The sequence below is a fragment of the Heyndrickxia coagulans 36D1 genome, from assembly GCF_000169195.2.
Classification (GTDB): Bacteria; Bacillota; Bacilli; order Bacillales; family Bacillaceae_C; genus Weizmannia; species Weizmannia faecalis.
Genome location: NC_016023.1, coordinates 41,018 through 52,533 on the forward strand (window position 1 = coordinate 41,018; position 11,516 = coordinate 52,533).

An 11,516-nucleotide genomic window follows, 5' to 3' on the forward strand; every position below is an offset into this window, starting at 1 on the left:
GGTTTCTCTCCTAACTTGCATGAAAAAGCTTAAATTATATGCTTGATTTTGTATACGTACGCCAAAATTTCCGCTACTGCTTTAAAAAACTGTTCCGGAATGCGTCCGCCAACTTCCACCTGCTCATAAAGCGCCCTTGCCAGCGGCCGGTTTTCCAGCATGACAATGTCATGCTCTTTTGCGATCGATTTGATTTTTTGGGCAAGGAAGTCCGCTCCTTTTGCCACAACGATGGGCGCATCGCTCTTTGTTTCATCGTAGCGGAGGCAGACGGCAAAATGCGTTGGGTTCGTAATGACGACATCGGCGTTCGGCACTTCCTGCATCATTCTCCGCATCGCCATTTCGCGTTGCTTTTGCCTGATTTTTGATTTAATCAGCGGGTCGCCTTCCATATTTTTAAATTCTTCCTTGATTTCCTGCTTGGACATCCGGATATTTTTTTCAAAATCGAAACGCTGGTACAAGTAATCAAGAACGGCGAGCACAAACAGGGCAACAGAAGCGCTGATGCCGGTTATGGCGGCGAGATGCCCGACTGCAGCCAGCGTATCGCCCGCGCTTTTAAACGGCAGGCCTGAAATATCCTGGATATTGGCCCAAATGACGTAAAAAGCAACAACGCCGACCACCGCCATTTTTAAAACGGATTTTAACAATTCCACAAGCGCCCGGATCGAAAAAATCCGTTTTAATCCGGCGACGGGATTGATTTTGTTTATATTCGGTTTCAGCCCTTCACCGGTAAAAAGGAGGCCGGTTTGGGCCACATTTCCTACCACGCCGGCCAAAAGGGCAACGGCCATAACCGGCAAAAGCATCGAAGCCAGCTGTTTCATGACGCCGGTCATCAATTTGCCAACGCTTTGCTCCGTGACATCCTGCAGCATATATTTTGAAAAAGCCTGGCGAAAGAGTGCCATCATCGGGCTTCCGATCGAGGAGGCCCCGAAATACAAGAACAGAAACACCGCAAGAAGCATGACAGCCGTTACGATATCCTGGCTTTTGGCTGTCTGCCCCTTTTTGCGGGCATCACGCCGCTTTTTCGGCGTTGCCTTTTCTGTTTTCTCCCCTGCGAAAAACTGCAAATCGAGTGAGAGGTGCTTCAAACGGATCCCCCCAACAGTGCCATACAATTCCGCATCGCAACAAACATCCATTCAAACAAATGTTCAACCGCGATATAAATCGTGCCCATTGCCACCGCCAGCGCGATCAAACTAACGGCAATTTTGACCGGAAAGCCGACCACAAAAATATTAAGTTGCGGTACGGTCCGGGCGATGATGCCAAGCGCAATGTCCGTTAAAAACAGGACGGCGACAACAGGTGCCGACATTTGAAAAGCGACGAGAAAGACACGGGCCAAAAGGGTTGCCAAATATTTTGCGAGATTGAAAGACCCGAGATGGACCCATGCCTGATCGAGCGGGATAAACGAATAGCTGTAATAAATCCCGTCCAAAAGCAAGTGGTGCCCGTTCAGGGAAAGCAATAAAAGCAGCGCAAAAGTGTACAAATATTCCCCGGTAAGTGGCGTTTGCGCCCCTGATTGCGGATCAATCACATTGGCCATGGAAAACCCTGCCTGAAAATCGATAAACGTACCGGCCAATTGCACGGCCGACAAAATGAAATAGGCTACAAAGCCAAGCAGCAGGCCGACAAGTGCTTCTTTAATCATCAGCATAAAATAGGCGCCATCCATGGTGAACGGTTTGGCATGGATCGTGTATGTCACAAGGACGGACAAAAAGAAGCCAAGGCCGATCCGGAACCGGGCCGGTACGCTCCTGTGGGAAAATAACGGCATCATGATAAAAAAAGTGGTGACCCTAATGAAAACGAGTAAAAATATGCTGAATGACGGAATCAGTTCATCCATATGTTAACCTATATATTGTGTTAAATTGGATAAAATTTCTTTTGTGTATGTAAGCATGTGGCTTAGCATCCACGGGCCAAGCAGTACAAGGCCGAGCAGCACCGCAACAATTTTCGGGACAAATGCCAGCGTCTGTTCCTGGATTTGCGTTGCAGCCTGGAAGATACTGACAATCATACCGACGACAAGCGCAATCAATAAAAGCGGACCGCAGACCATAAAGGTCACCATGATGCCTTTTTCGGCCAGTGAAATGACCATTTCCTCACTCAATCCATTCACCTTCTTTAAAAACTTTCAAGCAGCGACTTCACAACAAGATACCATCCGTCCACGAGCACAAACAGTAAGATTTTAAAAGGCAGCGAGATCATCACAGGCGGCAGCATCATCATTCCCATCGACATCAGGACACTTGCCACGACCATATCGATGACAAGAAAAGGAATGAAAATCATGAAGCCCATTTGAAAAGCCGTCTTTAATTCGCTGATTGTAAATGCCGGAACAAGGGTTGTCATTGGAATATCCTGCACCGACTTAGGCTGCTTTTTATGGGCATAATCCAAAAACAGCTGCAAGTCTTTCTGCCGGGTCTCTTTCGCCATAAATTCCTTAAACGGCTTCTGGGCTTTGTCATAAGCCTCTTCCAGCGTCAGTTTATCATGGAACAACGGCGTGAGCGCCTGTTTATTTACCTGTTGAAACGTCGGAGCCATGATAAAAAACGTCAGAAACAGCGCAAGGCCTACGATCACCTGATTCGGTGGGGCTGTCTGCGTGCCGAGCGAAGTCCGGACAAAAGACAGGACAATGACAATCCGCGTAAAAGAAGTCAATAGGATTAAAATGCTCGGTGCCAATGAAAGAACGGTCATAAGCAAAAGGATTTTGACCGAAAGGGAAACGGTATCGCCGGATGTGCTGCTTAATGTATTCAACAACTCATTCATCGTTCTGTTTCTCCTTCTCCCTTTGTTCCAGTTCTTTCATCGCCTGCGCCCGCTCCTCCCTGATCGCGCTAATTTGCGACTTCAGCAAATGCCCGAACGGGGTTGCTTCTGTTTTTGCCCCAGTTTCCCTGTTTTTCACCGCTTTTATGAGCCTTGTCGCAATATCGCGCGGTTCCAGTTGCTGCTCGAGCTTTTGATTGTACTGGTCAACGAACTGCCTGACCTCTTCCTCGTCATCAATTTCTTTGACAAGCTGCACATCGTCCCCGACACCTAAAATAAGAATCCTGTCGCCCGCTTTTACAATTTGCAGCGACTTATTTCCGCCCAAAGGCGTGCCGCCGAAATTCTGTATCATTTTACTGCTTTGATAGGCACGGCTTCTTTTGTTGACAAATTTTAAAACAAAGTATAGTAAACAAATCACGAAAATAAGTGCGAGGATCATCCGCGCAATATCCCCGAAGGTTACCGCCGGATTTGCCGTTTCCGATTGTGTAGCCTGGCTTTCGGATTTTCCGTCCGTTTGTTTTTGACACTGTTTCGGATGGTCGATACATTCTTTCACATTTCCGTTAAAAGAAGCCGCGAGGGCATTGCCGGGTGCCGAAAACCCGTACAGCAGGCACAGCAGAATCCCAAACAGCAAAAGCCCCTTCGTCACTTGGCTTTGCAAATCATTGTCACCTTCCTGGCATCGTCAGCCGAGCGTTTTTTGGATGGCCTCAATTACACGGTCAGCTTGGAACGGTTTGACGATAAAGTCTTTTGCACCGGCCTGGATGGCATCAATGACCATCGCCTGCTGGCCCATTGCCGAACACATGATGACTTTTGCATCCGGGTCGATTTTTTTAATTTCCTTCAGCGCGCTGATCCCGTCCACTTCCGGCATTGTAATATCCATTGTCACAAGATCCGGCCGGTGTTCCTTATATTTTTCGATTGCTTGTGCGCCGTCTCCCGCTTCAGCGACAACGTCATATCCGTTTTTTGTCAGAATGTCTTTAATCATCATGCGCATAAACGCAGCGTCATCTACAATCAAAATTTTCTTTGCCATTTGGATCTTCCCCCATTATCTCAGTTTTTTCAGCCGGTCTTTCTGGCTCACGATATCTGTCACACGCACACCGAAGTTCTCATCAATCACCACCACTTCCCCAATGGCAATTAACTGATGGTTGATGAGAATATCCACGGGTTCTCCGGCGAGCTTGTCCAGTTCCACAATGGAGCCGGCGCCCATCTCAAGAATTTCCCTTACTGTTTTCGATGTCCTGCCCAGTTCAACAGTCACTTCAAGCGGGATATCAAGGAGCATGTCCAGATTTTTCGTTTCAACGCGCGGCGCTGTTTCTTCAAAACTCGTAAAAACAGCTGGCTGCACATTTTGGTACATCTCCTGTTTTGCTGCATTTTGAGCAGGCTCAGCCGGTTTTTCCGCAGCATGGCCGCGCATATTTTGATCCGGCTGCTTTTCCTCTGCTTTTTTTTCAGCTTCGGCGGGTTGTTCAGGATGAATGAGATCGCGCGCCAGTTTTTTCGCAAACGAAAGCGGCAACAGCTGCATGATCTGCGAATCGATTAATGACCCGATCATAATCCGGAACGAGACTTTCACAAGCAAATCCTGGTCCGGAAGCTTGTCCGTGCCTTCGCCTTCCAAAATATTTAAAAGTGAAACGGCCGGCGGGGAAATATCGATTCTTTTATTAAAAACCGTAGACATCGAGGTAGCGGCAGAACCCATCATCTGATTCATCGCTTCCTGTACCGCGCTCAAATGGATCTCATCCAGTTCGCTGCTCGGATTTTCGCCGGTTCCGCCCAGCATCAAGTCGGCAATAATGGCGGCATCGGATTGTTTAATGACGAGCACATTCACGCCGGAAAAGCCCTCCGTGTATTTCACCTGAATGGCCACGTAAGGATGCGGAAATTCATCCGCCAGTTTGTCGTGCCGGACAATGCTGACCTCAGGCGTTGTAATTTCAACTTTTTGTGAAAGCAGGGTGGACAATGCCGTCGCAGAGCTCCCGAACGAAATGTTACCAATTTCCCCAAGCGCATCCCTTTCCATGGAATCGAGATAATCTTCCACACGGAGGGAATCTTTGGCGCTTGCGTCTTCCAGATTTGCAGTGCCGTTAAGAAGGGCATCAATTTCTTCTTGCGACAGCATATCATCGCTCATACTGTTCTTCTTCCCCTTCCTCTATGATATCAAGGATTTGGACAGCCATTTTAGTGCCTTGCTTGCCCGGCTGCCCAATGAATTTCGGAATTTTATCCACCTTGACAACCAACGGCTCTTCAATGGTTTGGTTCAGCCGTATACAGTCGCCAATTTCCAGATTCAGAAAATCTTCAATTTTTATTGTTGCCGTCCCCAGTTCGGCGGTGAGCGGCACTTTTGCCTCCTTAATGCCTTCTTCGAGCAGGCGGATATTATTCGGGTCCGGTTCCTTTCCGGCGTGCTGCATCCAATAATGCCCGGACAATTTCGGCATCATCGGGTCAAGCACCACTTGCGGCAGGCATAAATTGATCATGCCGCTTGTATCGCCGATGGTCGTGTTGAGAGAAATGACGACCACGGTTTCATTCGGAGAAATCATCTGCAGAAACTGCGGATTGACTTCCAGTTCAGTCAGAAAGGGATTGATTTCGATGATCTCGCTCCACGCTTCCTTTAACTGGTCGATGGTCTGGTCAAAAATTCTCGTCATGATTTTCTTTTCAATCTCAGTGAGTTTGTCAATTTTATTGATGCTTTCCCCGTACCCTCCCAACACACGATCCATCATCGTATAGGCAATGTTCGGGTTAATTTCCATAATAATATTCCCGTCAAGCGGGGGAACTTCATAAACCGTCAAAAGCGTCATTTTCGGTATCGAACGGATAAATTCCTCATACGGAATCTGGTCAGCCGATGCAACGGAAATCTGCACGTAAGTCCGGAGCTGGGCAGATAAAAAGGTTGTCAGAATCCTTGAGAAGTTTTCATGAATTCTTGTCAGGCTTCTGATCTGGTCTTTTGAAAACCGGAGTGCCCGCTTGAAATCATATACTTTGACTTTCCGGGTTTCCTCTTTTTTTATTTCCTCCGCGTTCATTTCCCCCGTTGACAGGGCGGATAGCAGCGCATCAATTTCAGACTGCGATAAAATATCTTCCGGCAAGTTTACCCACCCCCCTTGTTTACATACAGGCACAGGGGCCGGACTGCCTGCTGCGGCACTGCCTGTTTGCTGCACTCTGCCTTTATTGCTTCAACAGGCGGCATACTTTTATTGGATAACAAAGGAAGTAATATATACATTTACAACTTCGCCGTCCTGCATCATTTTATTTAACCGGTTTTTTATGTCTGTTTTGAACTTTTGTTTCCCCTTTTCAGCTTGCAAATCCTGCATGTTCATATTTGACAGCTCGTCAATCATAATGTCTTTGATTTGAAAATCTCTTTTTGTCAGTTCATCTTTTGCTTTTTTATTGTTTCCTTCAATTTTGATGGCAATCTGGACGATGTGGTTGTCTTTCAGATTGGTTGTCATCGTGTCAATGTCCACGGAAGAATCGACAACTTCATCAATGTTTGGCCCTTTTGCCTTTGTTGCCTCGTTCGATTTATAGATGACGATGATGGTGATGATGCCGGCCAGTAAAATGACGGAAATCATCACAAGCATGATCCGCACCATTTTATTCATTCCGGCCCCTCCTCCCCGGTATTTCTTCCAAGCAAAGAAACAGACCGGAAAAAGGCGGTCACTTTTTGCTCGATTTCTTTGCTCGACTCCCTAACAATATAAGCGTGTCCGTTTGTCAGGATGATTCTTGTATCCGGCATGCTTTCCACCGTTTCAATATGAATGGCGTTAATCCAGAATGCCCTGCCGTTTAATTTTGTCACTTCAATCACATTATGCGGGCCGGGGCTAGAGCCCTGGCCCCCTTCCCCCTATCGTTTCAGATTGACAAGTTCCTGCAGAATTTCATCGGATGTCGTAATAATTCTTGTATTCGCCTGAAACCCGCGTTCTGCTACGATCATATTGGTCAACTCTTCCGACAGGTCGACATTGGACATTTCGAGATAGCCGGATTTGATTGTGCCTGCACCGTTTTGTCCCGGCTGGCTTACTGTGACCGTCCCCGCATTGGAATTCGTTGTGGTATATAAATTACCGCCGACTTTTGTCAGCCCGGCAGGATTCTGGAAAGTGGCAATGCTGATTGTTCCAATTGTATTGCCATCCTGATCGGTAATGGTTCCGTCTGTTGCGACTGAAAAGCTTTTGACATTTGCGCCAAGGGTGATGGCTTGTCCATTTGTACCCAGCACAGTAAAACCTTCTGAATTGACGAGTCTTCTGTTATCATCAAAGTAAAAATTGCCGGCACGCGTATAGTACGTGTTGTTGCCATCGGCTACTCTGAAATATCCGTCTCCTGTAATCGCAAAGTCAAGGGGACGCCCCGTTGATTCCGGACTTCCTGAAGTATCAACGGTATCAATTGAACCGATCTGAGACCCAAGGCCTACCTGCTGGGCGCTTGTGCCGGGCGTCGCGCTGGCTAGCGTCTGGCTGATCGCATCTTTAAACGTCACACGCCCTTTTTTGTACCCGTAAGTATTCACATTTGCGATGTTGTTTCCGATTGTATCAAGTTCTGTTTGAAAGTTTTTCATGCCGCTTACACCTGAATATAATGAACGTAACATTGCATTAACCCCTCTCCATTTTTGTTTTCAGCTGCGTCTGTCATTCGGCAGCTGCGGCCTTCCTTCCGGTCCGGCCGGTGATTCTAAAATGATGGCGCCGTTAATATTGCTGAAAATTTGGGAACCGGCTTCACTTCGGTCCATTGCAGTAATCACGGTTGCATTTTTTGCGCTGACGATCAGCGCGACATCATCTGCCAAGACCAGTGTCTCATCCAACCCTTTTTGCTTTGCCTCCGCCACCTTTTCGCTGATCTGTTTCCAAGTGGAATCGTCCAGTTCAATCCCCCGTTCCTGCAGCCTTTCGCCGGCGTGTTTGCTGATTTTTAATGTGGCTGGTTCAGACTGCCCGGACAATGCCTGCTTGAAATAATCCGAAAAATGGCCGGTTTGGTTCTTCCCCTGGCCGGATTCTCGCGTTCCATCAAGAGAACGCACAGGCGCGGTTCGCTGCAATGGAATGGACGGATAGGATTGATCCATTCAATCACTTCCTAGTTTGCAATTTTCGTAAGCTGCCCGCTTGCGGCTTTTTGCCCGTTATCAAGTGTAAAGACGAGGCTGCCGTTTTGGATGGCAACGGCACTGACCGAAGCTGTTTCTTCTTTTCCGGCATCATTTGTATAGGCCACTTTTTTTCCAATCAAATGGCTTGCCTGAATCAATGCTGCTTCTTTTGAAGTGTTGCTATTGATCCCTCTCATATCGGAAGAACTGATTTTCGTTCCGTCATCCAGCGTGAAGGTAACTGCATTGTCATCCCCAAACGAAATGCCGGTAATCGTCCCGGTTCCCGACTTAACGGATGCTGTTCCGTCATCTGCTGTTTCCGTTTTTTCCCAGGAAACCGTTCTCCCGATATATTGTGTATACGCAATTTGCTGCGATTGCTGCGAAAGTTTGATCAGATTGTCGATATCGTTTTTCAGATTGGTCATTTGCTCCAATGAAGAGAACTGCGCCATTTGTGAGACAAATTGCGTGTCGTCCATTGGCTTGGTCGGATCCTGGTTTTGAAGTTGGGCAATCAATATTTTCAAAAAAGCATCTTTATCCAACGTCTTACTCCCCGTACGCGTGCTGGTAGCTGTATTTTGATTGCTTAACAGCAGGCTTGGGTCAATAATAGAAGTCAAAGTCATTTCACCTACGCTTCCGCATCAATCATATTGTTTTCGAGCATGGCCGAGAAATGTCCCGGTTCCGGGTTTTCCCGACGTTTTTGCTGCTGTTGCCGTTGTTCGCGGCCCCCGCTGTCCCCGGGCTGGCCGTGGGCGGTTTGTGCCGCTGTGTCACGGTATTCAATATCCATTTTTGTTAACTGGACCTGCTGGCCTGCCAAAGCATGTTTAAGCTGCTGCAGCTGGGAATCAAGCAAATCTTTTGCCGCACCAGTGTCTGTCAGTATCTTTGCTGCCAGTTTTCCGTCCTGCTCAAGCAATTCCACGCGCAAAGAACCGAGGTTTTCAGGTTCAAGCCGGATCAACAGCCTGTTTGCGCCTTTATGGCTGGAATAGGCCGCCTTTTGAATGATATTGGCGAATTCCTGGACAAACTGCCGGTACGAAACCGGATTATGTTTTTCGCCGGTGTAAAGGACGAGCTGTTCCACTTTGCCCGAGAGTGAAAATGCCGGGGCTGTATTGCCGTTCCCGTTTATTTCTTCTGCTGCTTGAAGATGGCTGCTGTTATGCGCAACGGGGCTTCTTTTTCCGGTTTCCCATCCGTTTGCCAATCCATCTTCGGTGCTATCGTTTCCGGATTGTCCTGTCTGCTGGATTTCCCGGGAAAAATCCAATGCGGCATGCCGGCTGCTGTCTTCTAGTTTTCCGTTTTCCTGCTGGGGACCCGCATTTTGGCCTGGCACAGCAATCCGGCCATTTTCACCAGCTGTTGCCTGCGTCTTCACCCTGCCGTTGCTTCCCGGTATCCCGTCTTCCATGAGCTCAATATGCTGGCTTGCAGTGGCCTGCACCTCATCAGCCGTTGCTTTTAGTGCCTTGAGCTGGCTGCCATCTGCAGGCTGCCCGGTATTTGCCTCTGGATGGGCGGTCGTTTGCACACTGGGCGCCTGATTTTGCAATGGCCCGCCTGTCCTGCTTTCACTTGGCGCATTGCCCCGAATCGCTGCTTTGCCATTTTGCGCGTCCGCTCCTGAAGTACCCGCCTGCAGCGGTTTTGCAGCCGGATTCCCAGCATTTTCATCCGCGGCGACGGATTCTGCTGCCAGACTAAACGGCACCCCTTCCTGCCGGGATGAGCGGCCATCCTTTGATAAGGCTTCCGTCACTTCATTGTTGTCTGTTTGTAGCAGTGCTGTTCCGGTGGTGCCCGTGCCTGCAGCAGCCGGTTCGCTTCTTTCATTTGCCGGCAATACCGCTTCGTTCATTTCCGGAATCGCCCCATTTGCAGAAACTGGGCCGTTTTGAAGCAATACCTGGTTACTTTCCCGTCCATTTTGCGCCGAGTTGGCATGATCCGGATTGGAAGCCATTCCTAGAGCCGCGGCAGCTGGAGATAAAGGAAGAACAGGTGCTTTTTTAAACAGCGATGGATCCGCCTTTCCGCCGGATAAATGCAAATAAGCAGTTTTTAATATTTCTTCTTTTACGGCAATGCCCGGCTGTTGCGGCGCGCTTGAAACCGTCTGCCCCGCGTTTAGCGCATCTGCTGAAATGGCCTTGAGAAAACGGCCGATTTTTTCGGACAACTGGGCTAATTGTTCCGTTGTCTGCATCATGTTGATGCCTGCTGCTGTATTTTCGGGAAACGTTTTTAGAACAGCCCCCACCTGCCTGAGCAATGTTTCCGCATCTTCAAGTCCGAGCTTTATTAAAGACGGGACTGGCATGGAGGCGAGCATTTGCGCCATATTCATGATGGCAGCTGCGGCATCGCCTGTTTCGATGGCCGTTTTTGTTTCTTGTATCTTTTTTTTGCTGTTTTCGTCTTCAGCGCCGGCAAACCGCACCAGCCGGTTGAAAAGAGCGGAAATGGTCTGCATATCAGCCCCTTCTTCCTGGCTTCCATCTTCTCTAGCCTGTTCCGTTGCCCCGGCCTTTTCCGTTAAAACCGCGACAATCCTTTGTTGAAGCTTTTGGCAAACATCCACTGCCTCCTCGTTTTCCGGCATCCGGCCGCTGTCCTGGCCGGCAAGGCTCAATTGCTGAAAAAACCCGGATGGCTGCGTCTGCAGCTGTGCGCCAGCCGTTTGCGTACTTGGCGGAGAAAATGGTACAGCCTGAAGAGCCGAATTTACATTCATGTTTTCACCTCCTTTCAAGTTTAATGGATGGCTTATGATCCTGTACGCCCGAGCATTTGGGTGTATTTTGCTGCTTTATCGGCACTCATTTTTTCAAGGACGTTCGCCAATGTTTCCGAACTGAGCTGGGAAAGGATCCCCGTTGCTTCCTGATCGCTCATTTTTTGAATAATGGCAGCCGCATTTTCCGGATTCATATTTTCATAGGTGCTTGCGATTTCTTTTAATTTTTTCTGATTGGCTGCCTGTTGTTGCTGGGCTTTCTTCAATTGCTGCTTCAGATCAGAGACGGTTTGTTTCATTTTCAAATTGTTCTGTTGGCTTTTGTCCAGTTCGGATTGCAGCTTGCTGATTTCTTTGTCTTTTTCTGACGCCTGTTTTTGTAAAGAACGGATCTGGCTTTTATACTGTGTTTCACTGAACGTGCCGCTTTGCTTCTTCCCTTTTTCATTCCCGCCTGTGCCAAATATCCCGGTCACCTGATGGGCGAGGCCCGATGCTTTACTGATCACATTGACACCCGAGATAGTAGCGATAATGATCGCCATCGCGGTGGCAAACAGTAGCGGAATCAGGATCACGTAAAAAAACCACTGCAGTTTACCGCCTTTTTTTTCTTCTGCTGCTGTCTCGATTTCTTCCATTTGTTTGCGCATAACATCACCCGGTTTTCAG

15 protein-coding genes are annotated in these 11,516 nt (G+C 48.2%); all 15 read right to left on the reverse strand.

Features of this window, described 5'->3' with window-relative positions; all coding sequences use genetic code 11:
* Positions 1-29 precede the first annotated feature (29 nt).
* The 15 genes from flhB to BCOA_RS17445 all read right to left on the reverse strand — a co-directional run bounded on the left by flhB (position 30) and on the right by BCOA_RS17445 (position 11,497).
* Positions 30-1,112 (reverse strand): flagellar biosynthesis protein FlhB, encoded by a 1,083-nt coding sequence (flhB, locus tag BCOA_RS17375; protein WP_014095438.1) that lies wholly within the window; start codon positions 1,110-1,112, stop codon positions 30-32.
* A complete protein-coding gene (gene fliR / locus BCOA_RS17380; protein ID WP_014095439.1) occupies positions 1,109-1,888 on the reverse strand; it encodes a flagellar biosynthetic protein FliR in 780 nt (259 codons plus the stop codon). The genes flhB and fliR overlap by 4 nt, the downstream gene beginning before the upstream one ends.
* A 3-nt stretch (positions 1,889-1,891) precedes the next feature.
* Positions 1,892-2,161, reverse strand: coding sequence for a flagellar biosynthesis protein FliQ (gene fliQ / locus BCOA_RS17385; protein WP_014095440.1), 270 nt, complete (start codon positions 2,159-2,161; stop codon positions 1,892-1,894).
* Between the two features lie 14 nt (positions 2,162-2,175).
* Positions 2,176-2,841 carry a flagellar type III secretion system pore protein FliP gene (fliP, locus tag BCOA_RS17390; protein WP_014095441.1) on the reverse strand — a complete coding sequence of 222 codons (666 nt, stop codon included), beginning with the start codon at positions 2,839-2,841 and terminating at the stop codon, positions 2,176-2,178.
* Positions 2,834-3,517 carry a flagellar biosynthetic protein FliO gene (locus tag BCOA_RS17395; RefSeq protein WP_014095442.1) on the reverse strand — a complete coding sequence of 228 codons (684 nt, stop codon included), beginning with the start codon at positions 3,515-3,517 and terminating at the stop codon, positions 2,834-2,836. Before BCOA_RS17395 ends, fliP begins: the two co-directional genes overlap by 8 nt.
* Positions 3,518-3,541: 24 nt before the next feature.
* Positions 3,542-3,904: a response regulator gene (locus BCOA_RS17400; protein ID WP_014095443.1), complete on the reverse strand. Its 363-nt coding sequence runs from the start codon at positions 3,902-3,904 to the stop codon at positions 3,542-3,544.
* Between the two features lie 15 nt (positions 3,905-3,919).
* Positions 3,920-5,038: a flagellar motor switch phosphatase FliY gene (fliY, locus tag BCOA_RS17405; RefSeq protein ID WP_017551523.1), complete on the reverse strand. Its 1,119-nt coding sequence runs from the start codon at positions 5,036-5,038 to the stop codon at positions 3,920-3,922.
* Complete coding sequence (gene fliM, locus BCOA_RS17410) at positions 5,028-6,029, reverse strand: flagellar motor switch protein FliM (RefSeq protein ID WP_014095445.1); 1,002 nt, start codon at positions 6,027-6,029, stop codon at positions 5,028-5,030. The genes fliY and fliM overlap by 11 nt, the downstream gene beginning before the upstream one ends.
* A 108-nt stretch (positions 6,030-6,137) precedes the next feature.
* On the reverse strand, positions 6,138-6,560 hold the full coding sequence (gene fliL, locus BCOA_RS17415) for a flagellar basal body-associated protein FliL (RefSeq protein ID WP_014095446.1): 423 nt from the start codon (positions 6,558-6,560) through the stop codon (positions 6,138-6,140).
* Entirely contained in the window at positions 6,557-6,772 is a 216-nt protein-coding gene (locus BCOA_RS17420; RefSeq protein WP_017551521.1) for a flagellar FlbD family protein, read from the reverse strand. Before BCOA_RS17420 ends, fliL begins: the two co-directional genes overlap by 4 nt.
* Positions 6,773-6,811: 39 nt before the next feature.
* Positions 6,812-7,576 carry a flagellar basal body rod protein FlgG gene (gene flgG / locus BCOA_RS17425; protein WP_014095447.1) on the reverse strand — a complete coding sequence of 255 codons (765 nt, stop codon included), beginning with the start codon at positions 7,574-7,576 and terminating at the stop codon, positions 6,812-6,814.
* Between the two features lie 27 nt (positions 7,577-7,603).
* Positions 7,604-8,059, reverse strand: a complete 456-nt coding sequence (locus tag BCOA_RS17430; RefSeq protein WP_014095448.1) for a TIGR02530 family flagellar biosynthesis protein — start codon at positions 8,057-8,059, stop codon at positions 7,604-7,606.
* An 11-nt stretch (positions 8,060-8,070) separates the two neighbouring features.
* On the reverse strand, positions 8,071-8,718 hold the full coding sequence (flgD, locus tag BCOA_RS17435; RefSeq protein WP_014095449.1) for a flagellar hook assembly protein FlgD: 648 nt from the start codon (positions 8,716-8,718) through the stop codon (positions 8,071-8,073).
* Positions 8,719-8,723: 5 nt separating this feature from the next.
* A complete protein-coding gene (locus BCOA_RS17440; RefSeq protein WP_014095450.1) occupies positions 8,724-10,841 on the reverse strand; it encodes a flagellar hook-length control protein FliK in 2,118 nt (705 codons plus the stop codon).
* A 32-nt stretch (positions 10,842-10,873) separates the two neighbouring features.
* Positions 10,874-11,497: a MotE family protein gene (locus BCOA_RS17445; protein ID WP_014095451.1), complete on the reverse strand. Its 624-nt coding sequence runs from the start codon at positions 11,495-11,497 to the stop codon at positions 10,874-10,876.
* Positions 11,498-11,516: the final 19 nt, after the last annotated feature.